The sequence below is a fragment of the Stenotrophomonas sp. HMWF023 genome (assembly GCF_003060985.1).
Classification (GTDB): domain Bacteria; phylum Pseudomonadota; class Gammaproteobacteria; order Xanthomonadales; family Xanthomonadaceae; genus Stenotrophomonas; species Stenotrophomonas lactitubi.
In genome coordinates, this window is the sequence record NZ_QAIJ01000148.1 from 20752 (window position 1) to 37306 (window position 16555).

Annotated in this window: 16 protein-coding genes; 8 read left to right on the plus strand and 8 right to left on the minus strand. The window is 66.5% G+C overall.

Annotation, left to right across the window (positions count from 1 at the left end; genetic code table 11):
- Positions 1-9: 9 nt before the first annotated feature.
- The 3 genes from DBR20_RS08120 (at position 10) to DBR20_RS08130 (ending at position 3057) form a co-directional block, all read left to right on the plus strand.
- A complete protein-coding gene (locus tag DBR20_RS08120) occupies positions 10-1173 on the plus strand; it encodes a COX15/CtaA family protein (RefSeq protein ID WP_108265823.1) in 1164 nt (387 codons plus the stop codon).
- A gap of 4 nt (positions 1174-1177) precedes the next feature.
- A complete protein-coding gene (cyoE, locus tag DBR20_RS08125) occupies positions 1178-2071 on the plus strand; it encodes a heme o synthase (RefSeq protein ID WP_089238231.1) in 894 nt (297 codons plus the stop codon).
- 164 nt (positions 2072-2235) lie between these two features.
- A complete protein-coding gene (locus DBR20_RS08130; protein WP_108265824.1) occupies positions 2236-3057 on the plus strand; it encodes a calcium-binding protein in 822 nt (273 codons plus the stop codon).
- A gap of 67 nt (positions 3058-3124) precedes the next feature.
- Here the strand turns inward: DBR20_RS08130 and DBR20_RS08135 are convergent, their stop codons facing one another.
- The 6 genes from DBR20_RS08135 to rpsU form a co-directional block, all read right to left on the minus strand.
- On the minus strand, positions 3125-4096 hold the full coding sequence (locus tag DBR20_RS08135; RefSeq protein ID WP_099782541.1) for a bile acid:sodium symporter family protein: 972 nt from the start codon (positions 4094-4096) through the stop codon (positions 3125-3127).
- Positions 4097-4123: 27 nt separating this feature from the next.
- Positions 4124-4624, minus strand: a complete 501-nt coding sequence (locus DBR20_RS08140; protein ID WP_108265825.1) for a protein tyrosine phosphatase family protein — start codon at positions 4622-4624, stop codon at positions 4124-4126.
- A gap of 26 nt (positions 4625-4650) precedes the next feature.
- Positions 4651-6390 carry a DNA primase gene (dnaG, locus tag DBR20_RS08145; RefSeq protein WP_108265826.1) on the minus strand — a complete coding sequence of 580 codons (1740 nt, stop codon included), beginning with the start codon at positions 6388-6390 and terminating at the stop codon, positions 4651-4653.
- A 60-nt stretch (positions 6391-6450) separates the two neighbouring features.
- A complete protein-coding gene (locus DBR20_RS08150) occupies positions 6451-7299 on the minus strand; it encodes a YihY/virulence factor BrkB family protein (protein WP_229980141.1) in 849 nt (282 codons plus the stop codon).
- A 222-nt stretch (positions 7300-7521) separates the two neighbouring features.
- Entirely contained in the window at positions 7522-7965 is a 444-nt protein-coding gene (locus tag DBR20_RS08155) for a GatB/YqeY domain-containing protein (protein ID WP_099821346.1), read from the minus strand.
- Positions 7966-8098: 133 nt separating this feature from the next.
- Positions 8099-8314 (minus strand): 30S ribosomal protein S21, encoded by a 216-nt coding sequence (rpsU, locus tag DBR20_RS08160; RefSeq protein WP_002808376.1) that lies wholly within the window; start codon positions 8312-8314, stop codon positions 8099-8101.
- Positions 8315-8481: 167 nt separating this feature from the next.
- On the opposite strand from rpsU, the gene tsaD reads away from it, so the two are divergent.
- Complete coding sequence (tsaD, locus tag DBR20_RS08165; protein ID WP_100554544.1) at positions 8482-9507, plus strand: tRNA (adenosine(37)-N6)-threonylcarbamoyltransferase complex transferase subunit TsaD; 1026 nt, start codon at positions 8482-8484, stop codon at positions 9505-9507.
- A 44-nt stretch (positions 9508-9551) separates the two neighbouring features.
- Here tsaD and DBR20_RS08170 read toward each other — a convergent pair whose 3' ends face one another.
- Complete coding sequence (locus DBR20_RS08170) at positions 9552-10211, minus strand: hypothetical protein (RefSeq protein ID WP_108265828.1); 660 nt, start codon at positions 10209-10211, stop codon at positions 9552-9554.
- A gap of 365 nt (positions 10212-10576) precedes the next feature.
- Between DBR20_RS08170 and folB the strand changes: the two genes are divergently transcribed.
- The 4 genes from folB to DBR20_RS08190 all read left to right on the plus strand — a co-directional run bounded on the left by folB (position 10577) and on the right by DBR20_RS08190 (position 15294).
- A complete protein-coding gene (gene folB / locus DBR20_RS08175; RefSeq protein WP_025878255.1) occupies positions 10577-10930 on the plus strand; it encodes a dihydroneopterin aldolase in 354 nt (117 codons plus the stop codon).
- 58 nt (positions 10931-10988) lie between these two features.
- Positions 10989-12260 carry a mechanosensitive ion channel domain-containing protein gene (locus DBR20_RS08180; protein ID WP_108265829.1) on the plus strand — a complete coding sequence of 424 codons (1272 nt, stop codon included), beginning with the start codon at positions 10989-10991 and terminating at the stop codon, positions 12258-12260.
- Between the two features lie 128 nt (positions 12261-12388).
- Positions 12389-14563, plus strand: a complete 2175-nt coding sequence (locus DBR20_RS08185) for a glycoside hydrolase family 3 N-terminal domain-containing protein (protein WP_108265830.1) — start codon at positions 12389-12391, stop codon at positions 14561-14563.
- A 137-nt stretch (positions 14564-14700) separates the two neighbouring features.
- A complete protein-coding gene (locus DBR20_RS08190; RefSeq protein ID WP_108265831.1) occupies positions 14701-15294 on the plus strand; it encodes a hypothetical protein in 594 nt (197 codons plus the stop codon).
- Positions 15295-15400: 106 nt separating this feature from the next.
- On the opposite strand, the gene DBR20_RS08195 is transcribed toward DBR20_RS08190, so the two are convergent.
- The coding region (locus DBR20_RS08195; RefSeq protein WP_108265836.1) for a PQQ-dependent sugar dehydrogenase at positions 15401-16555 on the minus strand (1155 nt) is incomplete at its 5' end.

Genomic DNA, 16555 nt, shown 5'->3' on the forward strand with positions numbered 1-16555 from the left:
TCCCGTTTGATGAGCCTTTCCGCGCGTCCGGCGCTGCACCGCAATTTCCACCGCCTGGCGTGGTTCGCCATGATCATGACCGCGAGCACGATCATGTTCGGCGCCTTCGTGCGCCTGTCCGATGCCGGCCTGAGCTGCCCGGACTGGCCGACCTGCTATGGGCAGGCGACCTGGCCGCAGCACGTGGAAGAGACCATCGGGCATCCGGCGGCGGAGATCCGTCCGCTGGAAACGCACAAAGCCTGGCGTGAGCAGGTGCACCGCTTCCTGGCCGGCGCGCTCGGCATCGAGATCCTGACCCTGGCCCTGCTGGCCACGCGCAAGCGCCGATTCGGAAGCACGGCGGTGGTTACCGCCTGCGTGCTGGTGGCCGCGGGCATACCGCTGTACATGATGGGCTGGCATGGAACCGCCAGCGCGCTGGCACTCATCGGTGAGGCCATCCTGCTGATCGCTGCGCTGCGCTGGAGCAACATCGACCTGGCGCGCGCTGCGCTGCTGACGTTGGCGGTGGTGATCTTCCAGGCCCTGCTGGGCATGTGGACGGTGACCCTGCTGCTCAAGCCGATCGTGGTGATGGGCCATCTGCTGGGCGGCATGCTGATGTTCGGCCTGCTGGTGTGGATGGCCTGGCGGGCCACGCACATGCCGATCACCCTGGCCGAGGCGCCGAAGCTGAAGTGGCTGCTCCGCATCGGTGTGGCGGTGCTGGTCACCCAGATCGCGCTCGGCGGCTGGGTCAGTGCCAACTACGCGGCATTGGCATGCGGTGGTGGCAGTGCCTCGCTGGACAACTTCCCGCGTTGCGCCAACCAGTGGTGGCCGCAGCACAACTTCGCCGAGGGCTTCACGCTGTGGCGTGGCGTCGGCGTGGATTACGAGGGCGGCGTGCTCGACGGTGCCTCGCGCATCGCCATCCAGATGGCCCATCGCCTGTTCGCGATTGTCGTTGCCGTCTACATGCTGTGGCTGGGCCTGCGCCTGTTCCGGCTGCCGAGCATGCGTGGCTGGGCCTCGGCCCTGGTCGCGCTGCTGGTGCTGCAGGTCACCCTCGGCATCCTCAATGTGAAGCTTGCACTGCCGCTGGAAGTGGCAGTGGCGCACAACGGCGTTGCCGTTGCCCTGTTGTTTGTATTGGTCAGCCTGCTGGCCCGCCTGCGTGCCCCGGACTGATTCCATGTTTTCCAACTATCGCCAGTACTGGGACCTGACCAAACCCAAGGTCGTCGCCCTCATCGTCTTCACCGCGCTGGTCGGCATGGTCCTGGCCATTCCGGGCGTGCCCAGCTGGGAGCAGGTGCGCGCCGGCGTGCTCGGCTTCCTCGGCATCTGGCTTGCCGCGTCGGCAGCTGCGGCCATCAACCAGCTGCTGGATGCGCACATCGACGCGCAGATGGCGCGCACCTCGTGGCGACCGCTGGTGGTGGGCAAGGTCAAGCCATGGCAGGTGCTGGTGTTCGCCAGCGTGCTGATCGTGCTGTCTATGGCGATCCTGGTGCTGTGGGTGAACTGGATCACCGCGGTGCTGACCTTCGCTTCGCTGATCGGCTATGCGGTGATCTACACCGTCTACCTGAAACGAGCGACCTCGCAGAACATCGTCATCGGTGGTCTGGCCGGCGCGATGCCGCCGATGCTGGGGTGGGCGGCGGTGACCGGCATGCAGGGCTCGTCGGACTGGGCGTACTCGTCGCTGCTGGTGTTGATCATCTTCATCTGGACGCCGCCGCACTTCTGGGCACTGGCGATCTTCCGTCGCGAGGACTACGCCAAGGCGGAAATCCCGATGCTACCCGTCACCCATGGCGTGGTGCATACGCGCAAGCAGATCATGGCGTACTCGGTGGTGCTGGCACTGGTCTGCCTGCTGCCGTATCTGGTCGGCATGAGCGGGGCGTTCTACCTGGGCGGCGCGATCGTGCTCAACGCCGTGTTCCTCTGGTACGCCTGGCGCATGCTCAACCCGCCGGATGAGCTGTTCTCGATGAAGATGTTCAGCTACTCCATCGTCTACCTGATGGCGCTGTTCGCCTTCCTGCTGGTGGATCACTGGATCCTGCCCTGGTTGTGATCCAGCTTGTAGAGTCGAGCCCTGCTCGACTCGGGGTCAGATCCCCAGAGGGGCTCTGACCCTGTCTGATTGCGAGAACATCCACGCACGGCGTGGATCTACTTGAACTACCGTTGCCGCGTCGCCATTGCTTTTCCCGACCACAAGGAAAGGAAGGAGCACGGATGCATTCGATCTTCCGCTGGACCGCCGCGCTGCTGCTGGCACTGGGCATGTCCGCCAATGCGCACGCGGACGACGTAGCCGCGCAGATCCGCCAGCATTCTGGTGACCATCGCGTCATCGTGCTGGGAGAGCTGCATGGCACGCGCGAAGTTCCGGCGTTGTTGCGCGAACTGATGGAGGCCTACGCGGCCGACGGCGCACCGGTGCGGTTGGCGTTGGAGCTGCCGACCGGCGAGAACCCTGCGCTGGCGACCTACATGTCTTCTGCAGGCACGGCCGAAGCGCGCGCTGCATTGCGTGGCACGAAGTACTGGACGGTTCGCAGCCGGATGCATGACGGCCGTCGCAGCGAGGATATGCTCGACCTGATCGAAGCGGCACGCGTGCTGCGCGCCCAGGGACGTGACGTGCAAGTGTTCGGCTTCGACCGCGTGCTGCCTGCCGAAATGGCCGGTACGGGTGCACGCGACAGGGTGATGGCCGAAGAGGTCCGGGCGCGTGCAGAAGCGTTGCCCAAGAACGGGCGGCTGCTGGTACTGACCGGCAACGTGCATGGCATGCGCGCGCAACCGGGGATGATCGCCTACCCGCCGATGACGGCGTTGCTGAAGGATCTGGACCTCTACAACGTGCGCATCGAAGCACGCAGCGGAGAGGGCTGGGGCTGCACTGCGCTTGAACACTGTGGTGTGCGTCAACTGCCCAGCTACGCCGGAGAGTCACCCCGGCGGGATGCCGATACCGAACGCAGCTATGACCTGTGGGTATGGCTGCCGCGTTTCAGCGTGGCGCGTCTGCTGGACCGTGATTCGGCTTGGTGATCCTCAGCCGAGCACGGGCTCGGCGCTACAGTAGATCCACGCCATGCGTGGATGTTTGTTCCGCAGGTCAGGGCGCGCGCTTGGCGTAGCGCTGGGCGATCACGCCGCAGACGATCAGCTGGATCTGGTGGTAGATCATTACCGGCAGCACGATCGCACCGAGGCTGCCGCCAGCGAACAGCACCTTGGCGATCGGCACGCCCGTGGCCAGGCTCTTCTTCGAGCCGCAGAACACGATGGCGATCTCGTCTTCGCGGTTGAAGCGCAGGCGGCGGGCGATGAAGGTGATCAGCGGCATGGCGATGCCGAGCAGTACTGCGGCCACCACCGCCACCGCGAACAGCGAGAGCAGCGGTGTCTTGCTCCACAGCCCCTCAGTGACTGCTTCGCCGAACGCCGAGTACACCACCAGCAGGATGGTGGCCTGGTCGGTGTAGCGCAGCAGCGCGCGCTGCTTCTCCACCCAGCCGGCGATCCAGGGGCGCAGCAGGTGGCCGGCCACGAACGGCACCAGCAGCTGCAGCATGATGCCGCCGATGGCATGCAGCGGGTCGTGCACGCCGCCGGAAGTACCGGCCAGCGCGGTCAGCAGCAGGGGCGTCAGGAACACACCGAGGATGCTCGACAGCGAGGCACTGCACACCGCCGCTGGCACGTTGCCGCGCGCCATCGAAGTGAACGCGATGGACGACTGCACGGTGGATGGCAGGGTGCACAGGAACAGCACGCCCAGGTATAGCTCGGGCGTCAGCAACCAGCCCGACAACGGCTTGAACAACAGCCCCAGCAGCGGGAACAGGATGAAGGTGCAGGCGAGGATCGTCAGGTGCAGGCGCCAGTGCAGCATGCCGCCGATGATCGATTCGCGCGGCAGGCGCGCGCCGTGCAGGAAGAACAGCGCGGCGATGGCGACGGTGGTGACATCGTCGAGCACCAGGGCGGCGGCGCCTTTCATCGGCAGCAGCGAGGCCAGGCCGACGGTGCACAGCAGGGCGAGGGTGAAGTTGTCCGGTCGCAGGCGCGACCACCAGCGGGTCATGGTGGATAGGCTCCTTGGTGCTGGGAATCAGGGGATGGGAGAAGGGATCGCCAGACGCTCGCGGGTGGCCGCTTCCAGCGACTTCAGGCCGGCACGCTGGCCCAGTTGCAGGGCCTGTTCCGCGCTGGCGTGTTCGTAGCGCGCGTTGAGCAGGCCGAGCACGGCACCGGCGCGGTTACCGGAGGCACAGTGCAGCAGCACCGGGCCCTGGCTCTGCTGGAGGGCCTGGTGCACGGCGCGCACGTTGGCGGCATCCAGGCCCTCGGCACCGGCCACCGGAATGCGTACATAGCGCAGGCCCAGCGCTTCGGCCTCGCGTGTTTCATCGAAGCCGCGATCTTCATCGGGTTGGCGCAGGTCGATCACCGTGCGCACGCCCTGTGCAGCCAGTTCGCGCAGTTGCGCAGCCGTGGGCTGGCCGCCGGCGTACAGGCCGGGGCGGACTTCAGCAAGGGCGGGGTCCGCAGCCCAGGCTGGCAGAACCGGGCAGAGCGACAACAACAGCAGGCAGGTCAGGCGCAGCAGCATGGTCTCTCCGGGGATGTGTTCTGCCGCTACAGGCGCAGATTGGCACGGGCCTTCAGCAGCTCGCGCATCTCGTACTTGTCAGTATCGTCCAGACCCTGTTGTCGCTGCTTGGCGTTAAGGTCGTCGATCCGCTGGAACAGCAGCTGCTTCTCCAGCTGCCCGACCGCGTCATGCAGCTCCACCGTCCACATCGCTTCATCGCCCGCCAGCGTCTGCGCCGCCAAGGTGTGCAGCGAGGCCTGTTCTTCGCGGCCGTCGAAATGCTCCAGCAGGGCACCGGTACTGATGTCCGGGCGCTGTTCGACCAGCCCCAGCAGTTCCAGCAGCAGCTCCACGCCCGGCAGGCGCAGGCCCTGGAAGTGGTGCTTGCCGCCCAGGGTCAGGGCCAGCGTCGGCTGCTGCAGCAGCACGGCGATCGCGCCGCGCACCAGGCTGCGCTTGGCCACCGGCTGGATGGTGCGCGAGACGGCGCGTTGCGGCATCTGCGGGCGGCCCGCCTGCGCGTTGCCGCCCAGGCCGGTCAGCTGTCCCAGCTGCTGTTTCATCAGGTCGCCGAACGCGCCGTCGGGAATCTGCGCGAGCATCGGCTTGGCACGCTCGGCCAGCCGTGCCTTGCCGTCCAGCGTGCCGAGGTTGATCTCGCGGGTCAACTCATCGAAGAAGAACTGCGACAGCGGCGTGGCCTGCTTCAGGCGCTCGTCGAAGGCTTCTGCACCTTCCTTGCGCACGATGCTGTCCGGGTCTTCGCCATCGGGCAGGAACAGGAAGAAGGCCTGGCGGCCGTCCTTCATGCGCGGCAGCACCGATTCCAGCGCTTTCCAGCCGGCGCGGCGGCCGGCGGCGTCGCCGTCGAAGCAGAAGAACACGTCCGGCGCGTTGCGGAACAGCAGCTCGGCGTGGTCCGGCGTGGTCGCAGTGCCCAGCGTCGCCACCGCCTGGGTGACGCCGAACTGGAACAGCGAGACCACGTCCATGTAGCCCTCGACCACGATCAAGCGTTCGATCTTCTGGTTGGTCTGGCGCACCTGCCACAGGCCGTACAGTTCGCGGCCCTTGTGGAACAGCGCGGTCTCGGGCGAGTTGAGGTATTTGGGGCCGTCGTCCTTCTCGAACACGCGCCCGCCGAAGGCGATCACCCGGCCACGGCGGTCGAAGATCGGGAACATCACCCGGTCGCGGAACTTGTCGTAGACGTGGCCGCGGTCGTTCTTGGAAAACAGGCCGGCGCGGTCGAGCAGCTTCATCCGCCGCTCGTCCTTGCCCAGCGCATCGCGCAGGCCGCTGTAGCCATCCGGGGCATAGCCGATCTGGAAGCGCGCGCGGTTCTCTTCGTCCACGCCACGGCCATCGAGGTAACTGCGCGCTTTCTCGCTGCTTTCCAGGTTCTTCTGGAAGAACTTGGTTGCCGCGTCCAGCGCGGAGTACAGCTCGCGGCTGTCATCCTGCTGTTGCGCACTGCGCGGGTTCTCGCTGCGCGGCACTTCCATGCCGGCACGCTTGGCCAGTTCATCCACCGCGTCGAGGAACTCGAGGCGATCGTAGTTCATCAGGAAGCTGATCGCGGTGCCGTGCGCGCCGCACCCAAAGCAGTGATAGAACTGCTTGGTCGGCGAGACGGTGAACGAGGCCGAGCGCTCGTCATGGAACGGGCAGCGTGCGGCGTACTCCTTGCCCTGGCGCTTCAGCGGCACGCGGCTGCCCACCACCTCGACGATGTCGGAGCGGGCCAGCAGGTCGTCGATGAAAGCGTCGGGGATACGGGCCATGGGCAACAGGAAAGGGCGCGGCCGCCAGGGCGCGCTGCGGGGGGCGGCAGGTCCCCTAGTTTACTCGCTGGCGGCGGCCGGGCCGGTTTCCTGTGGGGCCACATTGGCGCTGGCCAGGCGTGCACGTGCGTACTGGCGTTCGTCGATCACCGCGGTCATCAATGCACCGACGAAGAACACGGCAGTGGCGTAGTAGATCCAGACCAGCGAAATCACCAGTGCACCCATCGAGCCGTAGGCGCTGCCAGGGGCAACGGTGCTGATGTAGACGCCGATGCCATAACGGCCGAGGGTGAACAGCAACGAGGTGATGGCGCCGCCGATGAACGCCTGGCGCCAGGCCACGCGCCGGTCCGGCAGGTAGTGGTAGAGGAAGGCGAAGGCCAGCGTGTACAGCAGCAGCGATGTCAGGTAGCCGATCGCGGGCAGCACCGAGGGCAGCTGCGCGAACACCACCTGCAGTGCGGTGGTGGCGGTCATCGACAGGATCAGCAGGAAGCCCAGTGCCAGCACCACGCCGAACGAGAACACGCGCTTGCGCAGCCAGGCCTTGATCCCGTCCAGGCGCTGCCCGCTGGTATGGAAGATCCGGTTCAGCGCGTTCTGCAGCTGCGCGAACACGGCGGTGGCGCCGACGAACAACAGCAACGTGCTCCAGACCCCGGCCAGCGAACCGACGCTGGGCTGGCTGTTGGCGTTGTGCAGCACGGTGTCGGCCACGCTGGCCACGCTGCTGCCGGCCACCGAGCCGATCTGTCCGATCAGTGCCTGCTGCGCCGGCGGATACAACGAGGCGGTCAGCCACAGTAAAAGCACCAGCAGCGGCGCCATCGACAGCAGGGCGTAGAAGGAGACCGAAGCGGCCTGGGTCAGCACGTCGATCTCGACGAAGCGCTTGGCCACGGCCATCGGGAAACTGTCCTGCAGGCGATCGGCGTAGTGGCGAAGCCGTGCGGGGATGCCGTGGGGATGCGCGCCGGTGGGGGCGTTGGATTGCTCGACCATGGGGGTGTTGTAGCAGCCGGGGGTCGAAGGAGTGGTGAAGCGGGTGTTGCATCGGTAGCGCCGGGCCATGCCCGGCGACCAGCCGAAACGCCGGGCATGACCCGGCGCTACCGGATCAACGCTGGCTTACGCCAGCTGCTGCTTGACCAGCTTGGACACCAGGCCCATGTCGGCCTGGCCGGCGAGCTTGGGCTTCAGCGCGCCCATCAGCTTGCCCATGTCGGCCGCGCTGCTGGCGCCGGTCTCGGCGATGGCGGCCTGGATCGCCGCGACGATCTCGGCTTCACCCATCTTGGCCGGCAGGTAGGCTTCGATCACCACGATCTCGGCGCGCTCGATTTCCGCCAGGTCTTCGCGGTTGGCCGCTTCAAACTGGCTGACCGAATCCTTGCGCTGCTTGACCATCTTGTCGAGCACGGCGATCACGGCGGTGTCGTCGAGCTCGATGCGCTCGTCGACTTCCTTCTGCTTGATGGCCGCGTTGATCAGGCGGATGACGCCCAGCTTGTGCTTCTCGCCGCCCTTCATGGCGGCCTTCATGTCTTCGGTGAGCTGCTGCTTCATGCTCATGGCGAACCTCGTGGTGGTGGTGGGGCATGGCGGATGCCCGGGCCCGGAAACGCAAAAAGCCGGCTACGCTCGCGCGTGCCGGCTTCGACTCCACCGCGGCAGGGAATGCCCACCGCAATGAAGATGCGTCCGATCAGTACAGGCGCTGACGCTTGGTGACGTCGCGCGAGGAACGGCGCAGCTGACGCTTCACAGCAGCGGCGGCCTTGCGCTTACGCTCCTGGGTCGGCTTTTCGTAGAACTCGCGCTTGCGGGTTTCGGCCAGCACACCGGCCTTTTCGCAAGTGCGCTTGAAGCGGCGAAGAGCAAACTCAAAGGGTTCGTTCTCGCGGACTTTGACGCTGGGCATGGAATCTCCGGGACACAGTAGAACCGGGTCACGCCCGGCGAGCCGCACATTATAGTGGCGAATAAACAAACTGCAAGCCGCAAATCCTGAATAGGGGCAGGTTGTTGGATTGCAGTGAGACCTGCCAGTTCCCCCGAGGGGTTGGCAGGGGCGTCATAATAGCAGGCATGCGAGTCCTTGGCATCGAATCTTCCTGTGATGAGACCGGCGTGGCGGTGTATGACACCGACCTGTCCGGCAGCGCGGCCCTGCGCGCCCATGCGGTCTACAGCCAGATCGCCCTGCACGCCGAGTACGGCGGTGTGGTGCCTGAGCTGGCCAGCCGTGACCACGTGCGCAAGCTGCTGCCGCTGGTGCGGCAGACGCTGGCCGAGGCCGGGCTCGGCGTGAACGACATCGACGGGGTGGCCTATACCGCCGGCCCCGGCCTGGTCGGGGCGCTGCTGGTGGGTGCCGGCGTGGCCCGGTCGCTGGCCTGGGCACTGGAGGTCCCCGCCGTGGGCGTGCACCACATGGAAGGCCATCTGCTGGCACCGCTGATGGAAGACGACCCGCCGCAGGCCCCGTTCGTGGCCCTGCTGGTGTCCGGCGGCCATACCCAGCTGGTGGCCGTCGATGCCATCGGCCAGTACCGCTTGCTGGGCGAAACCCTGGACGACGCGGCCGGTGAAGCCTTCGACAAGACCGCCAAGATGATGGGCCTGCCGTACCCCGGCGGGCCGCAACTGGCCAAGCTGGCCGAGCAGGGCACGCCGGGCGTCTACCGCTTCACGCGGCCGATGACCGATCGCCCGGGCCTGGATTTCAGCTTCTCCGGCCTGAAGACCCAGGTCCTGATGGCCTGGCGCGACAGCGATCAGAGCGAGCAGACCCGCGCCGACATCGCCCGCGGCTTTGAAGACGCCGTGGTCGAGACCCTGTCCATCAAGTGCGAGCGCGCGCTGGAAGCGGCTGGCACCAATGTGATCGTGGTGGCCGGCGGCGTCGGCGCCAACACGCGCCTGCGCGCACGCCTGCAGCAGATGGCCGAGCGCCTTGGCGGGCGGGCCTGCTTCCCGCGGCCGGCGCTGTGCACCGACAACGGCGCGATGATTGCCTTTGCTGGCGCGCTGCGCCTGCAGGCGGGCCAGCACAGCCCGCCGAGGGTGGACGTCACCCCGCGCTGGGACATGGCGACGCTGCCGGCCGTCTGAGCCGGACCTGTTCCTGTGATGCCGGCCGCTGGCCGGCAACACCATCAACGTTTGCCAACCAGTGGCGAGGCCGCCAGCACCGTCGTCGCCCGTTCATGGCGCTGCAGCCAGCCCAGGGTGTGCGGGCAACGGGCGTGGATCAGCCGCCCGATCGCGGCCAGGTCGGCACCAATGTCGCGCTCAAGAATCGGTTCGTGGTGGGCGATGCGGTTGCGCAGCTGGCGGATGCGTCCGATGTCAACGTGCATGGCTTTTCTGATGACACTGGGATGAGCCGAAGGCGCATGGCGCAGTACGCCGTTGAGTGCCGGAATCCACAGCGTGGAGTCGAAGCGACAGGTGAACAGCTGTTGCCAGAACACCATTGGCAGGTTGGCGACGATCTCGGATGTACTGGTTGCGCGACAGGTTGCCTGTTCCAGTGCCGTCCTGGCAAAGGCGGATGATGATGCCGGCAGCCTGCGTCGGAAGGCATCATTCCACGGCCATCGCGGACCATGCTGCCGCGCCAGTACCGATGCCGCTGCATTGCGGATGACCACTTCGCAGAGGTGGACCGGCATCATCAACGCACCGCACATACGCATGTTCCAGAGGTACAGGGATTCGACAGTGACGTCAGGGCTGCAGGTCGATGCGATTCTCTCGTAGGTCGACAGACGCTCCGCTGACAGCGCGCGTCTCAATGCATCGTATGCAGCCATCGTGATGTGCGCTGGTGAGGGGAAGATCGATGTTGGCCAGGGATGGAGTAGGCCACCATCAGGGAACGCCTTTGTGTACGTGGCCGATTTCCCGCGCTCAAGCTGGGGACAAGACGTTGGTCTGCGTTGTCGCACATGGCCTTGACCCGCAGTTTGGTTCCTGCCTAATCTGATCACCTGCGCCACCGGGACTCGCGGCTTGAGAAAGCTCCCCCCGGGGACAAACGGTAGTACCAAAGGGCCCCGCTAGCAGGGCCCTTTGTCTTTTCCGGCCCTTGTGAATGCCCGGCGACCCGCCGCCCGTTCCGGGCAGGCTCACCGCTGTCCCGTTACCATGACCGCCTGTTTTCCGGCTGGTAACCGCAATGGACAAGGTTTTCATCGAAGGGCTGACGATCGACGCCCTGATCGGCATCTACGACTGGGAGCGGCGGATCCGCCAGGACCTCGTGTTCGATCTGGAGATGGGCTTCGACAACCGTCGTCCGGCGGCCAGCGATGACATTGCCCATACCCTGAACTACAAGGCGGTCAGCAAGCGCCTGGAGCAGTTCGTGCGCGAATCGGAATTCGGCCTGGTCGAAACCCTGGCCGAGCGCTGCGCACAGATCGTGCTGGACGAGTTCGACGTGAAGTGGCTGCGCCTGAAGCTGAGCAAGCCCGGTGCGGTACGCGGCGCGCGTGCGGTCGGCGTGATCATCGAACGCTCGCGGGACTGACCCGGTAGTGCCAGCCGCGGGCTGGCAACCTCAACAGCAATGAAGAAGGAGACAACCGATGGTGGACGCAGTGGTGGCGGTACAGTGGCTTGAACAGCTGCAGAACACACTGGAACCCTATCCTGGCGCCTACCTGGCGTTGATGATTTCGGCCCTGCTGATCGCAGCTGGCCTGGCCAACTGGGTGACCAAGCGCATCCTGGTGCGCGGCCTGCGACGCCTGCTGCAGCGCCTGCCGGGCGCCGAGTCCGGGCGTGGCAGCCACTTGATGCGGGTCATCGCGCGCCTGTCCAACGTGGTGCCCAGCCAGGTGATCGCCTCGGGCATCACCCTCATTCCCGACCTGCCGCCAGGCCTGGTCAACGTCATCATCAAGCTGTGCATCGTGTGGGCGGTACTGACCGTGTCGATGGCGTTCTCGCATGCGCTGGATGCGGCCAACAGCCTGTACGAGCGCAAGCCCGATGCACGCAACAAGCCGATCAAGGGCTACCTGCAGGTGGTCAAGATCGTGGTGTTCGTGGCCGCGGGCCTGTCCATCGTCGCCACCCTGCTGGGGGTGACGCTGGGGCCACTGGTCACCGGCCTCGGCGCGGCAACCGCGGTGCTGATGCTGATCTTCCAGGACACCATCCTGTCACTGGTGGCCAGCGTGCAGATCAGTGGCGATGGCCGCGTGCGCATCGGCGACTGGATCGAGATGCCCAGCCAGAACGCCGACGGCGATGTCATCGATATCGCCCTGCATACCGTCACCGTGCAGAACTTCGACAAGACCATCACCACCATCCCGACCAAGAAGCTGGTGACCGAGTCGTTCAAGAACTGGCGCGGCATGCAGGAAGCCGGTGGCCGCCGGATCAAGCGCGCGCTGTACCTGGACCAGCACAGCGTGCGCTTCATGGAAGAGGACGACCTGGCCTTCCTTGGCCAGTTCGCGCTGCTGGGCGACTACCTGCGCGGGAAGCAGCAGGAGCTGGGCCAGTGGAACGGGCGCCTGCGCGAGCAGGGTGTGGCCGAGGTCAACAGCCGCCGGGTGACCAACCTGGGCACGTTCCGGGCGTACGTGGAGCGCTACCTGGCCAGCCACCCGGGCATCCACACCGACATGACCCTGCTGGTGCGCCAGCTGCAGCCGACCACCGAAGGCCTGCCGCTGGAGCTGTACTGCTTCACCCGCAGCACCGCCTGGGGCGAGTACGAGGCGGTGCAGTCGGACATCTTTGACCACCTGCTGGCGATCCTGCCGGCCTTTGGCCTGCGGGTGTTCCAGGCGTCCAGCGACGCCATGTTGATGGCCGGGCAGCGCCAGTTGGCCGGCTCGGAGTAAGCTGCGATGCCCCCGGCCGGGCCGTACGGATCCGGCTGGTGGCTGAAACTGAATGACGAAACCTCTCGCCAAATCGTCCGGGATCGCTAGAATGCCGGGCTTGTAAACGTTTTCATCAAGGACTGCCGGTGGCCTCCGATCGCATCGAATCCCTCATTGCCCAGATGACCGTCGAGGAAAAAGTCGGCCAGCTGGGTGTCTTCGCGGACATGGTCCGCCCGTTCGCTCCGGACGTGAACCCGGAAGCCAACGTGCGCAATGCCGACCAGGTGCTGCAGCAGGTGCGCGAGGGCAAGGTCGGCTCGCTGTTCAACGGTGTCGGCGCCGAGCTCGGCCGCCGCATCCAGCAGGTCGCCACCGAAGAGAGCCGCCTGGGCATCCCGGTGATCCTGGCTGCCGACGTCATCCACGGCATGCGCACCGTGTTCCCGATTCCGCTGGGCGAAGCCGCCAGCTTCGAGCCGGACCTGGCCGAGCGCACCGCGCGCGCCACCGCGGTTGAAGCCACCGCTGCCGGCCTGCACTGGACCTACGCACCGGCGGTGGACATCGCCCGTGACCAGCGCTGGGGTCGTGGTGCCGAAGGTGCCGGTGAGGACGTGGTACTGGGCTGTGCCTTTGCCGCCGCCCGCGTGCGTGGCTTCCAGGGCAGCGACCTGCGCGCCGCCGATTCGCTGCTGGCCACGCCCAAGCACTTCGCCGCCTATGGCGCGGTGATGGCCGGCATGGAATACAACATGGTGGACATCTCGCCGCAGACCCTGCGCGACGTGCACCTGCCGCCGTTCAAGGCTGCCTTCGACGCTGGCGCGATCACCGTGATGTCCTCGTTCAACGACATCAACGGCGTGCCCGCCAGCGCCAATGCCGAGCTGCTGACCGACATCCTGCGCGGTGAATGGAAGTTCCCGGGCGTGGTGATCTCCGACTACACCGCCGACATGGAACTGGTCGCGCACGGCTATGCCGCCGATGACCGCGATGCCACCGCCAAGGCATTCACCGCCGGCCTCGACCTGAGCATGCAGAGCGGCTTCTACGCCGAGCACCTGCCGGGCCTGGTGGAGAGCGGCGAGGTACCGATGAGCGTGCTGGATGAAGGCGTGCGCCGCATCCTGTGGCTGAAGGAAACCATCGGCCTGTTCGACGACCCGTACCGTTCGCTGGACCCAGCGCGCGAAGCCGATACCTCGCATATCGCCGCCCATGACGAACTGTCGCGTGATGCCGCGCGTCGTTCGATCGTGCTGCTGAGCAACCGCGACAACGTGCTGCCGTTGCAGAAGAACGGCCAGAAGATCGCGCTGATCGGCCCGTTCGTGCAGGACCGCGAGAACATTGAAGGCTGCTGGACGCTGTTCGGCGACAAGCAGCGTTACGTGGACCTGGAAACCGGCGTGCGCGCGGCCATCGGCGATGATGCGCTGCTGGAAGTGGTGCCGGGTTGCGAGCTGGAAGTGGCCATTGCCGGTGGCACCGAAGCGGCCGTGGCGGCTGCGCTGCGTGCCGACGTGGTGGTGCTGGCGCTGGGCGAGCCGCAGCGTTACAGCGGTGAGGCGCAGTCGCGCGTGGAGATCACCCTGCCGCCGGCGCAGCAGGCGCTGGCCGAAGCGGTGGCGATGACCGGCAAGCCGCTGGTGGTGCTGCTGCGCAATGGTCGCGCGCTGGCACTGCAGGGCGCAGTGCGCAATGCGCATGCCGTAGCCATCACCTGGTACCTGGGCACGCAGACCGGCCATGCCGTGGCCGATGTGCTGTTCGGCGATTACAGCCCGTCCGGCCGTCTGCCGGTCAGCTTCCCGCAGGTGTCCGGCCAGCAGCCGTACTTCTACAACCACCCGCGCACCGGTCGCCCGGAACTGCCGACGATGTCGGAATTCAAGGCACGCTGGCGCGAGATTCCGAACGAGCCGTTGTACCCGTTCGGCCATGGCATCGGCTACACCACCTTCGCCTACGGCTTGCCGCAGCTGAGCACTGCGCGCGTCGGCTGGGACGACACCCTGACCGTGACCACCACGCTGACCAATACCGGCAGCGTGGCCGGCGAGGAAGTGGTGCAGCTGTACATCCACGACCGCGTGGCCAGCCGCGTGCGGCCGGTGCGTGAGCTGAAGGACTTCCGCAAGGTGGCCCTGCAGCCGGGCGAGTCGGCCGAGGTGGTGTTCACCCTGACCCGTGAACAGCTGGCATTCACCGGCCGCGACGGCGTGCTGCGTGCCGAGCCGGGCCTGTTCGACGTGTGGGTGTGCGCCTCGTCGATGGCTGGTGACGCGGTGCAGTTCGAACTGCTGAAGGCCTGATCGGTAGAGCATCCACGCATGGCGTGGGTCTACTGGCAATGAGTAGCGCCGGGCCATGCCCGGCGTCCTCACCCATGGCGAACACGCCGGGCACGGCCCGGCGCTACCATCGGAGCCTGATCCGATGGAGACCGCGCATGCGCACGATGGCCTACCTTGTTCCTGTCCTGTTGCTGGCAGCGTGCTCGCAGCCGGCACCGCCGCCCGAACCTGCCGCCGATGCGCCTCCGCCGATGACGGGCGCGACGCCGGCCGAAGCGGCCGCCAGCACCACGCCCGATGCGGTCGCCGCGCCACAGGCTGCGGCGGAGCACGCCAAGGATGCGGCTGCGACGCCGGCCGATGCTGCCAACCCCGCAGCACCTGCGGCGGCAGACGACGCCCGCGCGCGCATCGAGACGCTGCTCGGCGATGCGGCGCAGTATGAAAAAGTATTCACTGCCTTCAAGACCGCAGTGGTCGGTGGCGATCGCGCGGCGGTGGTTGAACAAGTGCGTTTCCCGCTGAACATCAGCGGTGGCAGGAAGATCACCGGGCCCGGTGAATTCCAGCGCAACTACGAAAAGATCATCACCCCGGCGGTGGTCAAGGCGGTGTCCGCGCAGGACTTCGGCACGGTGTTCGTCAACCAGCAGGGCGTGATGATCGGCGATGGCCAGGTCTGGCTGACCGGCGAGTGCCTGGACAAGGCCTGCACGCGCACCGAGGTGAAGGTCGGCACCATCCAGTAACGAAAACGGCCCCGTATGCAGGGCCGTTCCAGATCGGTAGTGCCGGCCGCTGGCCGGCAACCAGGGCTCCTGCAGGTGCCGGCCAGCAGCCGGCACCACCCGGCCGTCAGGCCTTCGGCGTGAGCTTCAGCAGCCGTGCCTTGCTGCCGTCTTCCAGCAGCCACAACGCGCCGTCCGGGCCCTGTTCCACTTCGCGGATGCGCTCGCCCATGTTGAAGCGTTCGGCTTCACGTGCGTTGTCGCCATCGAAGCTGACGCGCACCAGGGACGTGGACGACAGGCCACCGATGAAGGCGCTGCCTTTCCATTGCGGGAACAGGTTGCCGCTGTAGAACATCAGGCCGGCCGGGGAAATCACCGGGTTCCAGGTCACCTTCGGAGCAGCGAATTCCGGTCGGGTGTCGTGGTCGGGAATCGGACGGCCATCGTAGTGGTCGCCGTTGGACACGATCGGGTAGCCGTAGTTGGCACCGCGCACGATCAGGTTCAGCTCATCGCCGCCGGCCGGCCCCATTTCCTGTGCCCACAGCTTGCCGTTGGCATCGAAGGCGATGCCCAGCACATTGCGGTGCCCCAGCGACCACACCTGTGCGGCCACGCCACCTTGCGAGGCGAACGGATTGTCGGCCGGCAGGCTGCCGTCGTCGTTGAGACGGATGATCTTGCCCAGGTTGCCGCTCATGTCCTGCGCAGGATCGAACTTCTGCCGTTCGCTGGAACTGATCCACAGCTTGCCGTCCGGGCCGAAGGCCAGGCGGTGGCCGTAGTGGCCTTCGCCACTGACCTTTGGCGTCTGCCGCCAGATCACCTTCAGGTCTTTCAGCTGGCCGCCGCCGTTGGCGTCGAGGGCGAGGGTGGCACGGGCCACGGCCGCGCCGCGTGTATCCAGCGTGCCTTCTTCGGCATAGCTGACGTAGACCACATGGTTGCGGGCGAAATCCGGATGCAGGATCACATCACCGAAACCACCCTGGCCGCCGTACGCGACCTTGGGGACACCGGTGATCTCATGCTTCTTGCCGCTGGCCAGGTCCAGGTGCTGCAGCTTGCCGCGCTTTTCGGTCACCAGCAGGCTGCCATCGGGCAGGAAGGTCATCGCCCATGGCTGGTCGAAACGGCTGACCTCGGTGGCGGTGAAGGGACGTTGGTCGGCGGCGGTTGCGGCGGCCGCCGTTGCCTTCTGACCTGTCGCATCAGGGCCGGCAGCATTGCAGGCGGTGGTGGCGAGGATCGGCAGCAGGCCGAGCGCGAGCAGCAGGGG

Bases quoted from the DNA above. Each gene is read 5' to 3' on its own strand.
- DBR20_RS08120 (WP_108265823.1), top strand. From the start codon at position 10: ATGAGCCTTTCCGCGCGTCCGGCGCTGCACCGCAATTTCCACCGCCTG.
- cyoE (WP_089238231.1), top strand. From the start codon at position 1,178: ATGTTTTCCAACTATCGCCAGTACTGGGACCTGACCAAACCCAAGGTC.
- DBR20_RS08130 (WP_108265824.1), top strand. From the start codon at position 2,236: ATGCATTCGATCTTCCGCTGGACCGCCGCGCTGCTGCTGGCACTGGGC.
- DBR20_RS08135 (WP_099782541.1), bottom strand. From the start codon at position 4,096: ATGACCCGCTGGTGGTCGCGCCTGCGACCGGACAACTTCACCCTCGCC.
- DBR20_RS08140 (WP_108265825.1), bottom strand. From the start codon at position 4,624: ATGCTGCTGCGCCTGACCTGCCTGCTGTTGTTGTCGCTCTGCCCGGTT.
- dnaG (WP_108265826.1), bottom strand. From the start codon at position 6,390: ATGGCCCGTATCCCCGACGCTTTCATCGACGACCTGCTGGCCCGCTCC.
- DBR20_RS08150 (WP_229980141.1), bottom strand. From the start codon at position 7,299: ATGGCCGTGGCCAAGCGCTTCGTCGAGATCGACGTGCTGACCCAGGCC.
- DBR20_RS08155 (WP_099821346.1), bottom strand. From the start codon at position 7,965: ATGAGCATGAAGCAGCAGCTCACCGAAGACATGAAGGCCGCCATGAAG.
- rpsU (WP_002808376.1), bottom strand. From the start codon at position 8,314: ATGCCCAGCGTCAAAGTCCGCGAGAACGAACCCTTTGAGTTTGCTCTT.
- tsaD (WP_100554544.1), top strand. From the start codon at position 8,482: ATGCGAGTCCTTGGCATCGAATCTTCCTGTGATGAGACCGGCGTGGCG.
- DBR20_RS08170 (WP_108265828.1), bottom strand. From the start codon at position 10,211: ATGGCTGCATACGATGCATTGAGACGCGCGCTGTCAGCGGAGCGTCTG.
- folB (WP_025878255.1), top strand. From the start codon at position 10,577: ATGGACAAGGTTTTCATCGAAGGGCTGACGATCGACGCCCTGATCGGC.
- DBR20_RS08180 (WP_108265829.1), top strand. From the start codon at position 10,989: ATGGTGGACGCAGTGGTGGCGGTACAGTGGCTTGAACAGCTGCAGAAC.
- DBR20_RS08190 (WP_108265831.1), top strand. From the start codon at position 14,701: ATGCGCACGATGGCCTACCTTGTTCCTGTCCTGTTGCTGGCAGCGTGC.